Annotated in this window: 17 protein-coding genes; 7 read left to right on the top strand and 10 right to left on the bottom strand. The window is 37.9% G+C overall.

Annotated features, from left to right (window positions below):
- Nucleotides 1-22: 22 nt before the first annotated feature.
- The 5 genes from AC2S94_RS02585 (at nucleotide 23) to AC2S94_RS02565 (ending at nucleotide 3,203) form a co-directional block, all read left to right on the top strand.
- Complete coding sequence (locus tag AC2S94_RS02585) at nucleotides 23-826, top strand: MotA/TolQ/ExbB proton channel family protein (protein WP_309560164.1); 804 nt, start codon at nucleotides 23-25, stop codon at nucleotides 824-826.
- A 13-nt stretch (nucleotides 827-839) separates the two neighbouring features.
- Nucleotides 840-1,277: a hypothetical protein gene (locus tag AC2S94_RS02580; RefSeq protein WP_484629952.1), complete on the top strand. Its 438-nt coding sequence runs from the start codon at nucleotides 840-842 to the stop codon at nucleotides 1,275-1,277.
- Between the two features lies 1 nt (nucleotide 1,278).
- Complete coding sequence (locus AC2S94_RS02575; protein WP_484629951.1) at nucleotides 1,279-1,887, top strand: biopolymer transporter ExbD; 609 nt, start codon at nucleotides 1,279-1,281, stop codon at nucleotides 1,885-1,887.
- A gap of 30 nt (nucleotides 1,888-1,917) precedes the next feature.
- A complete protein-coding gene (locus AC2S94_RS02570) occupies nucleotides 1,918-2,400 on the top strand; it encodes an ExbD/TolR family protein (RefSeq protein WP_484629950.1) in 483 nt (160 codons plus the stop codon).
- An 86-nt stretch (nucleotides 2,401-2,486) separates the two neighbouring features.
- Nucleotides 2,487-3,203, top strand: coding sequence for a porin family protein (locus AC2S94_RS02565; RefSeq protein ID WP_484629949.1), 717 nt, complete (start codon nucleotides 2,487-2,489; stop codon nucleotides 3,201-3,203).
- Here AC2S94_RS02565 and AC2S94_RS02560 read toward each other — a convergent pair.
- From AC2S94_RS02560 to pyrH, 8 genes are all read right to left on the bottom strand, one after another.
- Nucleotides 3,166-3,804, bottom strand: a complete 639-nt coding sequence (locus tag AC2S94_RS02560; protein WP_484629948.1) for a hypothetical protein — start codon at nucleotides 3,802-3,804, stop codon at nucleotides 3,166-3,168. The two genes, AC2S94_RS02565 and AC2S94_RS02560, sit on opposite strands and share 38 nt — an antisense overlap.
- Nucleotides 3,804-5,261 carry an RNA polymerase factor sigma-54 gene (gene rpoN, locus AC2S94_RS02555; RefSeq protein WP_484629947.1) on the bottom strand — a complete coding sequence of 486 codons (1,458 nt, stop codon included), beginning with the start codon at nucleotides 5,259-5,261 and terminating at the stop codon, nucleotides 3,804-3,806. Before rpoN ends, AC2S94_RS02560 begins: the two co-directional genes overlap by 1 nt.
- Before the next feature lie 82 nt (nucleotides 5,262-5,343).
- Nucleotides 5,344-6,213, bottom strand: coding sequence for an RluA family pseudouridine synthase (locus AC2S94_RS02550; RefSeq protein WP_484629946.1), 870 nt, complete (start codon nucleotides 6,211-6,213; stop codon nucleotides 5,344-5,346).
- A 4-nt stretch (nucleotides 6,214-6,217) separates the two neighbouring features.
- On the bottom strand, nucleotides 6,218-7,660 hold the full coding sequence (gene asnS, locus AC2S94_RS02545; RefSeq protein WP_484629945.1) for an asparagine--tRNA ligase: 1,443 nt from the start codon (nucleotides 7,658-7,660) through the stop codon (nucleotides 6,218-6,220).
- 73 nt (nucleotides 7,661-7,733) lie between these two features.
- Nucleotides 7,734-10,148: an efflux RND transporter permease subunit gene (locus tag AC2S94_RS02540; protein WP_484629944.1), complete on the bottom strand. Its 2,415-nt coding sequence runs from the start codon at nucleotides 10,146-10,148 to the stop codon at nucleotides 7,734-7,736.
- 76 nt (nucleotides 10,149-10,224) lie between these two features.
- Complete coding sequence (locus tag AC2S94_RS02535; RefSeq protein WP_484629943.1) at nucleotides 10,225-12,684, bottom strand: DUF5686 family protein; 2,460 nt, start codon at nucleotides 12,682-12,684, stop codon at nucleotides 10,225-10,227.
- A 90-nt stretch (nucleotides 12,685-12,774) separates the two neighbouring features.
- On the bottom strand, nucleotides 12,775-13,326 hold the full coding sequence (gene frr, locus AC2S94_RS02530; RefSeq protein ID WP_484629942.1) for a ribosome recycling factor: 552 nt from the start codon (nucleotides 13,324-13,326) through the stop codon (nucleotides 12,775-12,777).
- A gap of 25 nt (nucleotides 13,327-13,351) precedes the next feature.
- Nucleotides 13,352-14,059: a UMP kinase gene (pyrH, locus tag AC2S94_RS02525; protein WP_309560176.1), complete on the bottom strand. Its 708-nt coding sequence runs from the start codon at nucleotides 14,057-14,059 to the stop codon at nucleotides 13,352-13,354.
- Between the two features lie 196 nt (nucleotides 14,060-14,255).
- Here pyrH and AC2S94_RS02520 point away from each other — a divergent pair, with 196 nt between their 5' ends.
- On the top strand, nucleotides 14,256-14,948 hold the full coding sequence (locus AC2S94_RS02520; RefSeq protein WP_484629941.1) for a zinc metallopeptidase: 693 nt from the start codon (nucleotides 14,256-14,258) through the stop codon (nucleotides 14,946-14,948).
- Between the two features lie 56 nt (nucleotides 14,949-15,004).
- Here AC2S94_RS02520 and AC2S94_RS02515 read toward each other — a convergent pair whose 3' ends face one another.
- A complete protein-coding gene (locus AC2S94_RS02515; protein WP_484629940.1) occupies nucleotides 15,005-15,475 on the bottom strand; it encodes an Lrp/AsnC ligand binding domain-containing protein in 471 nt (156 codons plus the stop codon).
- A gap of 50 nt (nucleotides 15,476-15,525) precedes the next feature.
- On the bottom strand, nucleotides 15,526-16,899 hold the full coding sequence (locus AC2S94_RS02510; RefSeq protein WP_484629939.1) for a saccharopine dehydrogenase family protein: 1,374 nt from the start codon (nucleotides 16,897-16,899) through the stop codon (nucleotides 15,526-15,528).
- 66 nt (nucleotides 16,900-16,965) lie between these two features.
- Here AC2S94_RS02510 and AC2S94_RS02505 point away from each other — a divergent pair, with 66 nt between their 5' ends.
- Nucleotides 16,966-17,355: a DUF423 domain-containing protein gene (locus tag AC2S94_RS02505; protein WP_484629938.1), complete on the top strand. Its 390-nt coding sequence runs from the start codon at nucleotides 16,966-16,968 to the stop codon at nucleotides 17,353-17,355.
- Nucleotides 17,356-17,403: the final 48 nt, after the last annotated feature.

Genomic DNA, 17,403 nt, shown 5'->3' with positions numbered 1-17,403 from the left:
AATTAAATTAAGACAAACAGTAATGAAAAGATTATTTTCTATTTTGGTAATCGCCGCGATTACGGTTCTTGGAACCTACAATCTACAGGCGGCTAACAGCGCTAATACTTTGCCAGGAACGATTGTGACCTTTGTACAGGATGACGAGGAAGCAGCAGCCGGTGATGAATTGGAAGAAGAAGAGCTTGGTTTTCACCAGGAGCTTAAAAAACGTTTCATCGAAGGTGGTCCTGCCTTTATGGGGATCGTTCTATTGTGTTTAATTCTTGGTTTGGCAATTGCCATTGAGAGAATTATCTTTTTAAATCTTTCAACTACTAACACTAGAAAGCTTGCTCAAAATGTTGAGGATGCACTTAATAGTGGTGGTATCGAAGCAGCTAAAGAAGTTTGTAGAAATACAAAAGGACCTGTTGCTTCTATTTACTATCAAGGACTTGATAGAGCTGACGAAAGCATCGAAGCTGCAGAAAAAGCAGTAGTTGCTTACGGAGGTGTTCAAATGGGACAACTAGAGAAGAACGTATCTTGGGTTTCTTTATTTATCGCATTGGCTCCTATGCTTGGGTTCATGGGTACTGTAATCGGGATGATTCAGGCTTTTGACCGTATTGAAGCAGCAGGAGATATGCAGCCATCACTTGTGGCAGGAGGTATTAAAGTAGCACTTCTTACTACAGTATTTGGTTTGATCGTTGCGATTATTCTTCAGATTTTCTACAACTATATCATCGCTAAGATAGACAGTATCGTAAACGATATGGAAGATGCTTCTATCCTTCTTATCGATATGTTAGTAGCTTACAAGAATAAAAAAAGAATCTAAGACAAAGTAAATTATGACCTTACATAAAATATTAAAATATCTGGCACTTGTTATTGGTGTGATAGGGATGATTCTTCTGGGAAGAATTATCGCTACCGGTGACGATGCCATTAAAGCCTCGGCAGACCTTCAAGGTAGTCATTTAGACCCTTACATGTGGATTGCTTACTTGGTTCTATTAGCCGTAGTCGTGCTAGTTGGAATATTTGTGATCGTAGGTTTATTCAGAGGTAATATTAAGAACACTATTATTGCTATTGGATCATTTTTAGTGATCGTGGTCGTTGCTTACGTTTTAAGTGACGGTACAGCAAAAGAACTTAAAGACGGTAGTATGCTTTCAGCATCTGGCGATCATTGGGTTGGAGCAGGTTTAATTACTTTCTACATCCTGGCTGGAATTGCTATCGCTGCAATGGTATTCTCTGGAATCAAAAAATTGGCTAAATAATATGGCAAAGAGATCAGCACCGGAAGTTAACGCGGGGTCTATGGCGGACATTGCCTTCTTACTTCTTATCTTTTTCCTGGTAACTACTACCATTGAAACAGATAGCGGGATAAGTAGGAAATTGCCGCAATGGCAACCTGAAGACGTTGAGCCTCCGATTATTAAACAACGTAACATTTTTACAGTAGAGGTTAACAGTAATAACCAACTATTGGTAGAAGAGGAAGAGATGGAGCTTTCTGAACTTCAGGAAGCAGCTGTTGAGTTCTTAGATAACGGTGCGGGTACTGGAGATGAAGCTTGTAGCTTCTGTCAAGGTGCTAAAGATCCTGCATCATCTGTGAATCCTCAGAAGGCTATTATTTCCTTGATGAACAACCGTGGAACGGAGTACGGAACATATATTGCTGTACAGAACGAACTTGTGGCTGCTTACAATCAGCTGAGAGATCGTGAAGCACAGAGAATGTATGGGATGACTTTCGTGGAGATGGAGAAGAAGTACAACGATCCTAGTTTTAACGGCGATAAAGAAGCCTTAAAAGAGAAGATCGATGTTATTCAGGATATGATTCCTCAGAAATTATCTGAAGCCGAACCAAAAAGCTAGAGCTTTTAATAAACGAAAACGACTTTAATTATGTCTAAATTTAAAAAGAAAAAGTCTGGAGAATTGCCCGCTATTAGTACGGCATCTTTACCTGATATCGTTTTCATGCTCTTATTTTTCTTTATGGTCGCAACAGTAATGCGTGACAATACTTTAATGATTGAAAACAAATTACCGTTTGCAGATCAGGTTGAGAAGCTTGATAAGAAAGATTTGATCATGTATATCTACGCCGGGAAACCGAGCAAAAGATACCAGGCTAAATATGGAACAGAAGCCCGTATTCAGTTAAATGATAAATTTGCAAGTGTTGAAGAAGTACAGCAATTTATCTATTCTGAAAGAGAGTCTAAGAGGGAGGAATTAATTCCTTACTTAACTACTGCATTAAAAGTAGATGAAGAGACTAATATGGGTCTTGTTTCAGATATCAAACAAGAATTGCGTAAAGCCGATGCATTAAAGATCAACTACACAACCGTAGTGGGTGATGCTCAGCAGAACGTAGAATAATCTTTTCGATTTAATTATATAAAGCATCCTGTTTGGGTATTCCAGACAGGATGTTTTTTTATATTTAAACTTCAGATTTATTTTTTATGAACTATAAAAACCTTCTACTGTTTTTTATTCTTTTAGGGCCTTTATTTCTACATGCCCAAGATGAAGACCGGTACAAGATCCCGGATTCGGTACCTTTTACCATTGATAGTCTATACAGGGAAGACCAATTTTACGCAGGGTTTCATTTTAACCTGGTTACCAACAAACCTTCAAATATTGACCAGGAAAGTTTTTCAGGTGGGTTGAATGTCGGTTTTATAAGGGATTTTCCCCTGAATGAAAGAAGAAATGTTGCCCTTGGGATTGGATTGGGCTGGTCTATAAATACCTATGGACAAAATCTTTTTATCGGTAAGAATGAAGATGGTTCTACAAATTTTATGAGCCTGGAGAATAACGAAGATTATACCAGGAACAGGTTTACTACACAATTAATTGAAGCTCCTGTAGAATTCAGATGGAGAACTTCAACACCTGAGACCTATAAGTTCTGGAGAATTTATTCAGGAGTCAGACTTGGTTATATGTATAATTTTAGAAGCAGGTATAAGGATCCAGAGCAGGAAGTAATCATCAATGACCTTTCAGAGCTGAATAGATTCCGTTTGGGAGCTACTTTTACTTTTGGCTATAATACCTTCAATTTCCAGTTCTATTATGCCTTAAATCCCTTTTTTAAAGATGCGGAGCTTAATGGAGAATCTATTGATCTCTCTACGCTGAAAATAGGTCTGACATTCTATATTCTTTAAACCAAAGGCTGAATGCAATTATTTGAGGAATCAAGCCTACAAGAAAGCCAATCATAAGCTCTCCTGAATTGTGTGCCTTATTATATAATCTCGAGGAAGCTGTTAAGCCTGTCGCAATGATAAGGAAACTGATGGTGTAGATAAAATACAGATGAAAATAGGCACAAAAACCTACCACAAACATCAGTAAGCCAGCCATTCCTACCATATGCAAGCTTACTTTTACATTGATCCATGTAAACATATAACTTATAATTGCAGATACCAGAATTCCTATGAAGTAGTAGAATAATCCCGGATAATTATAAATATTCAGGATCTGGTGTAAAACCATAAAATTCAGAAGGATAAAAAAGAACAATGGCCATCTGCGCTCTTTCACCTGGTCCAGAAATATATTACTGGCCTTGCCTAAATTTTTAAGTAAAAAGTAAAATACAATCGGGATAAAAATGGTTATGATGGCTATAGCCATGAGCTTTGCCTTAACGATCTCTTCCGGGAAATATCTTGGTATTAGCAGGAAATAAAATAAACTCCCTAGAAATGGCATCCAGAGAGGGTGAAATATATAAGAGGCAAGCTTAAGTATTAACTTCATCAAATTTCTTTACGCAATCTAGCTACAGGAATGTCCAGTTGTTCCCTGTATTTTGCTACAGTTCTCCTTGCAATAGGATAACCTTTATCTTTCAGAACCTTTGCCAGTTTTTCATCGGTTAAAGGTTTGCGTTTATTTTCCTCTTCAATAGACATTTCCAGGATCTTCTTGATCTCACGGGTAGAGACTTCTTCTCCCTGATCATTGGTCATAGATTCAGAGAAGAATTCCTTGATTAATTTTGTTCCGTAAGGTGTATCAACATATTTTGAATTTGCCACTCTAGAGACCGTCGAAACATCCATTTCGATCTCGTCTGCAATATCTTTTAGGATCATAGGCCTGAGATTACGCTCATCACCAGTTAAAAAGTACTCTTTCTGATAATTCATTATAGAGCTCATTGTAACCATTAAAGTTTGTTGACGTTGCTTAATAGCTTCTATAAACCATTTTGCCGCATCCAGCTTTTGTTTGATGAACATCACTGCATCTTTCTGGGCTTTGGTTTTTTCCTTAGACTCCTTATAGCCCTTAAGCATATTGTTATAATCTCTGGAAATATGCATTTCTGGGGCATTCCTACCGTTCAGCGTCAATTGTAATTCACCGTCTTCGATCTTGATCGTAAAATCCGGGATCACGTGTTCAACCATTCGGGTATTTCCTGAATAAGATCCACCTGGTTTTGGATTCAAATGCTCAATAACTTCTATGGCATCTCTTAACTCATCTTCAGTAATATCGTGACGAGATAAAAGCTTTTTGTAGTGTTTTTTGCTAAAGTGGTCAAAAGACCTTTCCATAATATCTATGGCCAGCTCAACCTGCTTGGTTGGCTCTTTTCTGCGAAGCTGAATCAAAAGGCATTCCTCCAGGCTCCTGGCGGCAACACCTGCTGGATCCAATTTTTGCACTTTTTTCAGCACTTTTTCGACGGTTTCCTCATCGGTATAGATATTCTGCGTAAAAGCAAGGTCGTCTACAATATCTTGAACACTTCTTCTTATATAACCGCTTTCATCAACGCTTCCAACTAGAAATTCTGCAATCTCCTGTTCGGTTTCTTCAAACCGGAATGTGCTCAACTGGTTTTTTAAATGTTGCGTAAATGAAGTTCCTGCAGCATAAGGAACCTGTTTGTCATCATCATCGGGACTGTAATTGTTTGCGTTTAGGCGATAACTTGGAATTTCATCATCGCTAAGATATTCGTCAACATCAATTTCAGTCTCTATAGTATCATTATCGTAATCGTCTTCAGAATTTTCATTTCCCAGATCATCGTATTCATCAATTCTCTCTTCCTTTCCGTCCTCGAGTGCAGGATTTTCTTCCAGTTCCTCTTTGATCCTTTGTTCAAATGCCTGCGTAGGTAATTGAATAAGTTTCATAAGCTGGATCTGCTGCGGAGATAGCTTCTGGGATAATTTAAAATTTAATTGTTGCTTTAGCATAAACTTTTGCTTGTATAACAAAAATAAGGAAAATAGAGGCCAACTCGACTTTGGCACATCTTATGTTTGTGGTAAATTTTTGTTAATGCGCCCTGTAATAGTCTAGGTTCCTGAATTTTTTGGGAAGTTGAAGTTCGAATTTCAGTTGCTTTTTTGTCACCGGATGCTGAAATAAAATTCCGCCGGCAAACAGATACAAACTCTTCCCCTGAAAATATCCTTTTTCTGTAATTCCGTAAATCGTGTCACCCACAATTGGATTATTATTTTCACTCAAATGAATTCTCAATTGATGAGTTCTTCCTGTTAACGGATTTAATTTTACCAACGTATAATACTCCGCATCAATTTTATAAATTTTGATAGGATCTACCAGGGTGATTGCTTCCTTAGCTTCAATTTTGTTTTCAAGTTCAAGGCTCTCAGTTATCTTGCCGCGAACTATCGCGTAATAGGTTTTTTTAATGGTCTTTTCAGCAAAACCCTGCTGTAAATTAATAAGACTATTCCTTGTTTTCGCGCACAGTAGAATTCCGGAAGTTGGATTATCCAGTCGATGAGCAGGTAATGGATAGGGTAGAGCGTCTAGCTCGCTGGATTTTTTTAGATTATTGGGTAAGGCGTTCTCTATAGTTTTGAAATAATTTCCGCTGGTGGGAAATCCGGGAGGTTTGTTAATGACGGCGATAAACTCATCTTCGAACAAAACCTCAAAATCCAGTTTGAAGATCTTTTTTTCTTCCGAAGTGTTTTTGAGGAGTTGAAGTTTCTGACCTTCCTGAATCCAATCGCCAGTTTTTGCAATTTCCCCATCAATGAGAAGAAGATTCTTTTTGATGGCTTTTTTTATTCCGCTACGGGTTTTAACGGAAGTGAAGATAGAAACCGCATATTCCTGCAATCTAATTTTTTCAGAGATTGCAGGAACTATATGCGATTCTAATATTTTCAAAGAATTAAAATTCTGCGTTTTGTGGTGTACGAGGGAAAGGAATTACATCCCTGATATTACCCATTCCAGTGGTGAACTGTACAAGTCTTTCAAAGCCTAATCCAAATCCACTATGAACACAGGTGCCAAATTTTCTTGTATCTAAATACCACCAAAGTTCTTCCTCAGGAATATCAAGTTCGGCCATTTTTTCTTTCAGAACATCCAAACGCTCTTCACGCTGACTTCCACCAACGATCTCACCAATTCCAGGGAAAAGGATGTCCATCGCTCTAACCGTTTTTCCATCTTCATTCAATCTCATGTAGAAAGCCTTGATCTTCGCAGGATAATCAAACAGAATTACCGGAGATTTAAAATGTTTCTCAACTAGATATCTCTCATGTTCACTTTGAAGATCCGCACCCCATTCTTCAATGATATAATTGAATTTTTTCTTTTTGTTAGGTTTAGAGTTCTTAAGGATCTCAATTGCCTCGGTATAACTTACTCTCTTAAAATTATTGTCCAGAACAAAATTCAATTTCTCCAGAAGCGTCATATCGCTACGTTCTGCTTTTGGCTTCAGCTTATCTTCATTTTCCTGTCTTTCTGCAAGAAATTCAAGATCTTCTTTACAATTTTCAAGAACGTATTTCAGCACATATTTAATAAAATCTTCAGCAAGATCCATGTTCTGGTCCAGATCACAGAAAGCAACTTCTGGCTCGATCATCCAGAATTCTGCAAGATGACGCGAAGTATTTGAATTTTCAGCTCTAAAGGTTGGTCCAAAAGTATAAACCTGGCCCAGACCTAATGCGAAAGTCTCTGCTTCCAGCTGTCCGGAAACGGTAAGATTCGTTTCTTTCCCAAAGAAATCTTCCCTGTAATTGATGCTTCCATCTTCATTTTTCGGTGGATTCTTCATGTCTAACGAAGAAACGCGAAACATTTCACCGGCACCTTCAGCATCACTTCCCGTAATAATAGGAGTGTTTACGTAATAGAAATTCTTCTGCTGAAAATATTGGTGAACTGCAAAAGAGAGTTTGCTTCTAACTCTCATTACCGCCCCAAAAGTATTTGTACGAACTCTTAGATGTGCCTGCTCTCTCAGCTTTTCCAGACTGTGCTTTTTAGGAGAAAGAATGGTAAATTTAACCTCTTCTGGGTTAGCGTCTCCAAGAATTTTGATCTCGGTAACTTCAATTTCCACGCGTTGTCCGCTTCCCTGGCTCTCCTTAAGAGTCCCTTTTACAGAAATCGCAGCACCTACGTTTATTCTTTTAATGAGACTCTCATCAGTATTTTCAAAATCGATAACACACTGAAGGTTTTTTAGGGTTGAACCATCATTAAGTGCGATAAATCTATTGCTTCTGAAAGAGCGCACCCAACCTTGAACATGGTATTCCTGTAAAAACTGATCGCTTTTCAGTATTTCAGCGATTTTTGCTTGTATCATTTAGTTGAAATTTAGAAAAAACAAAGATAGTTTTTCGCCTGAAGCTTAGCAAGCAGGCCGTTTTATTAACATTTTAATTCTTTTGCTTCTCAGATTTATAATTTTTCTCGTCTTCTTCGGTTTCAATGATTTTCATCGCCGGTTCCTTCAAGGTCTTCTTGTTGGCAATACTACGTTCCAAAGAAAGCAGTAAGGACGGTAATAGAAGTAGGTTGGCCAGCATGGCGAATAATAAAGTTGCTGAAACTAATCCGCCCAGGGCCACCGTTCCGCCGAAACTACTAATCATGAATACAGAAAACCCAAAGAATAATACGATCGAAGTATAGAACATACTCACCCCGGTTTCTCTCAAAGCCGCATAAACCGAGCGTTTGATCTTCCAGTTATTAGCTTTTAATTCTTGCCTGTATTTTGCCAGAAAATGAATGGTATCATCTACAGAAATTCCGAAGGCGATACTAAAGACCAATATGGTAGAAGGTTTGATGGGAACTCCCAGGAATCCCATGACCCCGGCTGTTACCAATAATGGTAATAGGTTTGGAACAAGAGAAATGATGATCATTCTGAAACTTCTGAACATCCAGGCCATTAAGCCAGCGATCAGCAAGATTGCCAAGCCTAATGAAATGATTAAATTTTTAACCAGATAATTGGTTCCCTTCTGAAAAAGCAAAGCTTTACCGGTGATCGAAACATTGTATCTTTCTTCAGGAAAAATCTTTTGTATCTGAGGTAAAAGATCATTTTCTATCTCTTCCATTTTCTCTGTACCAACATCTTTCATGAAAGTGGTGATCCTGGCGTATTGTCCGGTGGAATCTACATAGGACTGCATGATTCCTTCACTTGAAGAAAGACCTTTTGCATAAGGCATGATAAAGTTTCTTTCCTGGCTGGTTGGTAACTGGTAGTATTTTGGATTACCGTTATAATAAGCCTGTTTTGAATATTTAACGAGCCTGTTTACCGAAAGCGGTTTGGAAAGTTCTGGAACCTCCTGAATAAAATTTTCAAGTTCTTCCATCCTTTTTAAGGTCGCAAGCTTCATCACTCCTTTTGGTCGCTTGGTGTCTATCAATATTTCCAAAGGCATGACTCCGTCAAATTCCCTTTCAAAGAATTTCACGTCTTTGAAGAACTGGGTATTCTGAGGCATGTCTTCAAGAATACTTCCTGAAACTTTAATAGTATAAATCCCAATGATGCTCAGAACAAGTAACGAAACTGATGAAATATAGATAGCGATCCTGTGATTGCGAACCATATTTTCCATCCAGTTCACAAATCCTCCAATCCACCTTGTATTAAGATGTTTTAAATGTCTGTCTCTCGGAGGCCTTAAATAGCTATAAATGATCGGGATGATCAATAAGCTTAAAATGAAAATTGCCAGGATATTAATCGATGCTACCACCCCAAATTCTCTTAACAACTGGCTATCGGTTAAAATAAAGGTTGCAAATCCTGAAGCAGTGGTAACATTCGTCATCAAGGTCGCATTCCCGACTTTCGTAATTACCCTTTGTAATGACTTTGCCTGGTTTCCATGATTTTTTATTTCCTGCTGATATTTATTTATCAGGAAAATACAGTTTGGTATCCCAATTACTATGATCAACGGAGGAATTAGTGCAGTCAAAATTGTGATCTCGTAATGTAATAGCCCAATGACTCCGAAGGCCCACATTACTCCAATACACACGGTAACCATAGAAATAATGGTTGCTCTTATAGATCTGAAAAAGAAAAAGAAAATAAGCGAAGTGACTATCAGCGCGGCCAGGATGAACAATCCGATCTCATCCACGATATTCTGAGCATTTAGTGTTCGAATATAGGGCATCCCAGAAACCCTAACATCAATATTGTATTTGTCCTCAAATTCCTTGATCATTGGATCTAACTCTTCCAGCACAAAGATCTTCCTGGCTTTTGTATTCACCAGTTCCTTGTTTAGATATAGAGCAGATTGAATGGTATTCGAATGGGAGCTATAAACTAGGTTCTCATAAAAAGGCAGGGACGTGAAAAGTTTATTTTCAAAATCCTTAAGCTCAGAAGCGCTTGGAGATTTATCCTCGAGCACCGGGACCATTTCAAAACGCTTAGGATCTTCAAATTTTTTGAGTTCCTGAAGGCTGGCCGGCGAGATAATATGATCTACTTCCGGAAATTTGGTAAGACTATCCGTTAACTCGTTCCACGCCTTGAATTTTTCAGGAGTGAATAAGGCTGAATCCTGTACTCCAAGCAAAATGAGGTTTCCTTCTTCTCCAAACTTATCCAGAAAATCATTATAATTAATATTTACCTCGTGATCATCGGGCATTAAATTCGCCTCGGTATAGGAAAAACGCATGTTTTTCCATTGGGTAGAAAGCAGAAAAGTCGCAATTCCTATCAAAATAAGAATTACAATTCTGTTTCTTAAAATAAGACTGGCGATGGAGTTCCAGAATCCAAAGCTAAAGATCTTTTGCATGGCTTCATTTTAGCGGCGCAAAGGTAAAAAAAGCTTCTTTAATTAGTTTGTAATTAAATGATTAATCTGCGAATTATTAAAGCTCCAGCTGCAGTGTAAATTTAAAACTGAAATTTTCCTTGAAGGTTGGAAGATGATAAGCGCCATATCTATAGGCTGTACTTAAACCAAAACCGGCGAATAACTTATTAAGTTCCAGCCCTGCTTCAGAATATCCATGTTCCAGCGTATTAAAATTTACATTTTGATGTTTTTCCGGATCTTCAAAATCTCCAATGGCATGCCTGGATATAAAAACAAGCTCTGGCTGAAAGCTTTTCGAGATTTTGAAAGGTCTCAGTTGATGTCTTACATGGAGCATCGCCTGGCTGGTGCTATAGAATTCGTTGAAATACATGGTTTCAAAACTATTCCTTCCCGCTACTGAAAATCTTCTAAAAATACTGCTGCGATTCGGATTGTTTGGATAGGAGTGAAAAACGTGCGTGAGCGGGATATTTCCAAAAGCATAATTTCCTTCAAGAATAAATTCAGTTCTGGAATTATCGAGTCTTTTGATCTCATGTTCGGCTTTCAATCCTAATCTGGTGAAGGTAAAATCACCGCTCAATACTGAAAAGCTCTGTTCTATTTGGCCCGTAAACTGCGGAAAATCCTTTTCAAGAAGAATATTTCCATCAGGCGTATTCAGAAACCTTGAAAATGGTCTCCAAAGAAAAGAGAAGGTAGCCGTAGTAAGGTCGTAATCCCTATATTCCCGAGATTGTTCAACAAATATATAGTTTTTTGTTTGCCAGATATCTTCCCTGGAAATACGTAGCTGGGTGTCTAGTTTAGGTGTGAATCTATGTTCTATACCTGCAGAATATCTGCGATAATTATAAAAGAAATTGATATTTACAAACCTTGGTTCCAGAATAGAAAATGTATTCTGACCTTTTAAATAATTAAAAGAAGCAACCTCCCTGATATCTCTGGCAAAATTGAAGTTCAGGAATGTCCCATTTTGTTTATTCAAATAGATCTGTGTGCCGATCGCATATTTCAGAACCTCATCCTTAAAGCCATAAGTTGTATAACCATTGATATTGAAATTTTCAGAAACCCTATCGTTGGTTTTTCCACCAATTCCAAGCCTGATTCCTTCATAATTATTGAATTTAAAGATCTTACTCAGGTCCAGATCCCAGAATCCAATCGGATAGTATCCGTTAGCCATTGCTTTTTTGATCTCAATTTTTCGTTCTACATCTCCGACTTTAATGAGACTGTCAACTTTTTCCCTGGTCGCTTCATCTCTTGAAGTAAAATCAATTCTCCTATTCTGTTCCCAGAAACTTGCATCCTTATTTGATGATTCTGAATATACATTGATGTCTGCATCAGATTTTGAGACATCGGCATTATAATCAAGATCGATGTTGTAATTTTTAGTCGTCGAATTCAGGTAAAGATCTCCTGAAGCTTCCTTAGAACCGAAAATGGTATTGAGCAATCCGCCGTCTTTTTGAACTGCTCCAACAGAGATAGTTCCTCCAAAAACTGAAATTTCTTTTCCACCGGCACCAGGTCGAATCCTGGTAGATTGTTCAGAAGGAAACCAAATATCTTTTTCAGGATAATATTGATAAGTGTGCGTCACTTCAAGTTTGATAGCTCCTAGTAATTGAGCAATAGCTTTCTGAATTGCCAGGCTTTCCGTATCCAGGTATAAGATACCTTCCAGGCCTGCAACTACCTGCTCCCGTTTAGGTTTAAAATATACCATGTAAGCAGGTCTTTCTGAATTTATGGTATCCAGGATCTGGTAATCATAGTTTCGTAGAGCGTTATTTGCCAGAGGTCCGGCATATTTTGTTTTGTACAGCTCGTAATCTTTTTGATATAATGAAAATGGATTTACTTCCATCGCCAGAACATTATACACCGGCCTATTGAATCCGGCAGTTTTAATTCCTATAACATCTTCGCGACGACCTTTGTTAACTGAATATGTATGCTCCGAAACTTTTTCAGAAAGGTACGCCCGGCCGTCATTGATAATAGTTTGAATTGCGGAAGAAGTAGAATCTGCCTGCAGATTAATGCCATTAAACTCATTGTCTATAATGAACTTATTGTAAGATTTGTATTTATATCCTGAAAGTACTTTTTCAGGATCATTTAAATCCCTTTTTTGAATTGCTTTTTCGATTAATGCTTCAGCAGGATTCGGCCGATCTGAAATTGTTACGGTTTCAAGTTTTTCATATTTTGGAGTCATCCCAATTTGTAGATACCGTGTAGCTTTGCTCACTTGGATATTGATAGTTTTGAAGCCAACATAGGAGATGCGCAGACTATCACTGTCTTCAGAAAGTCTTAATTCAAAGCTTCCATCAATATTGGTAAGGATCTGACCTCCCTTTTTTAGATTGATCTCAGCATAGGCAAGAGGTTTCCTTGTTTCTTTATTTATTACTCTTCCCGGAATAATATTCTGGCCAAGCATATTTGTGGCAACTAATAATAAGAATATAAGAAGAGGGTTTCGCATGGTTGGTTGATAGCTATAAATAAAAAATGCCGGAGCAAATCTGGGTTTAGATCAGATTTATTCCGGCAAACTTATGTGATTTAGAGACCATTATACGGTCATGATCTCTGTTTCTTTTACTGAAAGAATCTTATCTATTCTTTCAATGTACGAATTCGTTAATTCCTGAACATCTTCTTCAGAACTTTTTAATAAGTCTTCAGAGATGTCCTGTTTTTTTAATTCCTGCATAGCCTGCTTTCTGTCGTTTCTCACACCAACTTTGGCGTCCTCTGCTTCAGCTTTAGCTTGCTTGGATAGCTGTTTTCTTCTTTCCTCGGTAAGTGGTGGAACATTGATGATCACGCTCTCCCCATTATTCATCGGGTTAAAACCAAGGTTTGCCATCATAATTCCTTTTTCGATCTCGTGGATAAGACTTTTCTCAAAAGGTTGAATGGAAAGTGTTCTGGCATCAGGAGTATTCACGTTTGCAACTTGCTGCAAAGGCGTTTGCGATCCATAATATTCAACCATTACACTTCCAAGCATACTTGGATTGGCTTTCCCGGCACGTATATTTGAAAGTTGTTTTTTAAGATGCGCAATGGCTTTTTCCATTCCTTCTTTTGCTTCTTCTAGAATAAATTCAACTTCATCCATTTTAATCTAATTTACTATTTGAAATTTATAAGTTCACTTTGGTTCCAACACGTTCTCCGGTAGCAACTTTAAGCAGGTTGCCCGGTTTGTTCATATCGAAAACTATTATTGGTAATTCGTTTTCCTGACTTAGCGTAAAGGCTGTAGTATCCATTACTTTCAGTCCTTTTTTGATTACATCTTCAAATGTAATGAAATCGAATTTGGTTGCTCCTTTATCTTTTTCCGGGTCTGAAGTATAGATCCCATCAACACGAGTTCCTTTTAGGATTACATCTGCCTTGATTTCGATTGCTCTTAAAACAGCAGCTGAATCTGTAGTGAAATAGGGATTTCCAGTACCACCTCCAAAAATCACCACCCTGCCTTTTTCCAGGTGTCTTATCGCCTTACGACGAATAAAAGGTTCTGCTACTTCATTGATTTTTATGGCCGATTGTAACCTAGTTTGAATATCTGCATCTTCAAGGGCACTTTGTAAAGCAAGACCGTTTATCACAGTTGCAAGCATTCCCATATGGTCACCCTGCACTCTGTCCATTCCGCGGCTAGCTCCGGCAACACCTCTAAAAATATTCCCTCCACCAATGACAATCGCTAATTCAACACCTTTATCAACTACCGATTTGATTTCTGCGGCATATTCTGCCAGTCGCTCCGGATCGATGCCATATTGGCGGTTTCCCATTAGAGCTTCTCCTGATAGTTTTAAAAGTATTCTTTCGTATTGCATAGCTGATTTTTATTAATCGTTGCAAATATAGCTAATATCTGAATTTGTGAAATATAATGCGACTATTTTGAAATTCATTCAGAGAGTTTTAATAATTATTAACGTGAGCTTTGGCTTCCGAGGGCTGTCAGATGATTCTAATGGCTAGATTTTTGATATATTTAAATCTCATTAAAACCGACAAACTTAAAATACGATGTTAGGATATTATATAATTGCAGGACTTATTTTTATAGTAAGCATGTATGTGAGCAATAAGCTCAAAAGTAAATTTAAAAAATACTCGAAAGTTCATCTTCAGAATGGGATGAGCGGTAAGGAGATCGCGGAAAAAATGCTCCGTGATAATGGGATTACAGATGTAAAGGTGATCTCAACTCCGGGAATGCTTTCAGATCATTATAATCCTTCCAAGAAAACGGTAAATCTTAGTGAAGGAGTTTATTCTCAAAGAAATGCAGCGGCTGCAGCTGTTGCGGCACACGAATGTGGCCACGCGGTGCAGCATGCGAAAGCATACAGCTGGTTGCAGATGAGAAGTAAGTTGGTGCCAGTGGTGAGCGTAGCTTCTAAATTGTCCCAATGGGCAATTTTTGGAGGTTTGATTCTTATGACGATGGTAGGCGTTGGAGTAGGCCAAACTGTATTGCTTATCGGTATCATCATGTATGGTATGGGTACATTGTTTAGCTTTATTACATTACCTGTGGAATATGATGCTAGTAAGAGGGCATTGGTCTGGCTTGAAACCGAAAATATGCTAACCGCTTCTGAACATGACGCTGCGGAAGATTCACTAAAATGGGCCGCCAGAACTTACGTGGTTGCCGCAATTGGTTCTCTGGCAACCTTGCTATACTTTGTAAGTATATTTTTAGGAAGAGATTAATTGAAACACAAAATTGAATAAAGAAAGGCTGCTAGAAATAGCTGCCTTTCTTATTTCTAAATCTTGATCTGCCTGTCTATCTGCTGATTTAAGGAGATAAATGTTTCTGTTCTAGAAACACCTTCGATGGCCTGGATGTTTTTGTTTAAAACATGCATTAAATGCTCGTTATCTGTACAGAGAATTTTCAGGAAAATAGACCAGTTCCCTGTAGTATAATGGCATTCGATCACTTCCGGAATTTCACTCAGTTTTTTCACTGCTTGTGGATTACTAACTGCTTTATCTAAATAAACTCCCACGAAAGCCATGGTTTTATAGCCAAGTAAACGTGCGTCCAGCATCATCTTTGAACCTTCGATCAATCCTGATTTTTCAAGTTTTCTTAATCTTTGGTGGACGGCAGCCCCGGTGATACCGATATTTTTTGCTATTTCTAAAATTGGTTTTTTAGCATCTTTCATGAGGAAATTGAGAATGGTTTTATCAATTCCATCAAGCTTAACATTATCATTTACAATCTTCATAGGTTAAATTTTTGGTCGTTAAGCTAAAATACAAAAAATGCTTTCCAATTCTAATTGCCTACCTCTCCAAATGGGTTATATCCCAAATATTCGGTCTCTTTTTCTTTAAATTTGATATCATGCTCTTCCAGTTTTTTTAGGAGTGGGCCATACACTTCCTTCTGTATTGGTAATTGAACTCCCGGAGTTTTAATTTCTCCATTCAGAATCATGATTGCAGCCAGAGCAACAGGTAAACCAACCGTTTTAGCCATAGCGGTTTTAGACTGATCTTCTCCTATATGAACCATCGTTGAGTCGATCTGTTTTTTCTCACCGTTCAATTCATAACCAAACTTATGGTACATTACGATCATATCTTTATCATCCTTGGACAAAGACCACTTATCTATTAAGATTTTTTGAAGCGCCTGGGCCGGAGTCGCATTTTTGATCCCGATCTTTTTATCAGGATTGAACAGGTCCAGTTCGATCAATTTATCCCACATGATATCATCCTGATCAATTTTCAGATTATGGCGTACTTTAAGTTCTACGGAGTCACTAGGAGAATAGGGTAGAAATGAATTTATGAAATCCCGATAGCTCATATCTTCTGAATTTTTCATCTCGAAACTGTCATCGGTCATTCCTAATTGAACAAACATATTCCATGCACGGCTGAAACCTACTTTTCTAATGGTTCCTCTATATAAGGTTAATGCATCTTCAAGTCCATAAATCCTTTGGTATTTAAGAGAGTTTCTATTTGCATAACCTTCAAATTTTCCGTGACCTTCCACTTGCAAAAATTCAGTTCTACGGAATAATCTATGGTAAGGGATGTATTTATACTTTCCTTCCTGGATAAATTCTGCGACACCGCCTTGCCCTGCGACAACAACATTTCTTGGATTCCAGGTAAATTTGTAATTCCATAGATTATCATCGCTTTCCGGAGCTACCAGGCCACCGGTAAAAGATTCAAAAAGCAGGATTTTTCCGCCGTTATCACGAATACGATCTATCACCTGCATCGCACTCATATGATCTATTCCAGGATCTACTCCAATCTCGTTCATAAAAACAAGACCTTTTGATGTAACCTCTTCATCCAGAGCTTTCATCTCGTCACTTATATAGGATGCAGTAACCATGTTTTTACCGAATTTCAGGCAATCTTTCGCCACTTCAATATGAAATCTGGCGGGCAACATGGAGATCACAATATCAGCTCTTTTTATTGCCGGTTCTCTGCTTTCGGCCTTAAAAACATCAAGTTCAAAAGCTTCGCATTTCACATGATCATTACAGGCACTTTTGGCATTCTCGAGGTCTATGTCCCCAATTCTTAAAAAAAGATCTTCTTTGTCGGCCTGCTGTAGCAGGTAATTAATGAGAACAGAGGTAGATTTTCCTGCTCCCACAATTAAAATTTCTCGCATAAATTAAGTTAGTTTTGTGTAGTTGAACGAATGTATTAAAACTTTGAGTCAAATAAAATTGAAAGTATGAACAGGAAATTTTTGATCACCGGAGCAATTTTTGGATTACTGGCAGTTATTTTAGGAGCTTTTGCAGCGCACGGACTAAAGGATTCAATTTCTGCAGAATCAATCAATTCTTTCGAAACCGGGGTGAGATTTCAGATGTATCATGCTTTTTTACTGCTAATAATCGGTGGTTTTAAATTCTTTCCTGAAAGATCACTTAATTTGATATTTTATCTCTTTTGTTTAGGGGTGGTATTGTTTTCAGGATCCATCTATCTTTTAACTACCGGAAGCCTGACAGGTATAGATTTTACTTCCTTCGCATTAATCACACCCTTAGGTGGTACCTTGCTAATCCTGGGATGGGCCATTTTATTGCTGAGATTCATAAAGTTAAAAAAGAAATAAATTAAAACTGTTTAACGTTTTATCTATCTAAGATTTTTACTTTTGTAC

Source organism: Christiangramia pacifica (assembly GCF_057221535.1).
This window is presented reverse-complemented; position numbering and strand designations above follow the sequence as displayed.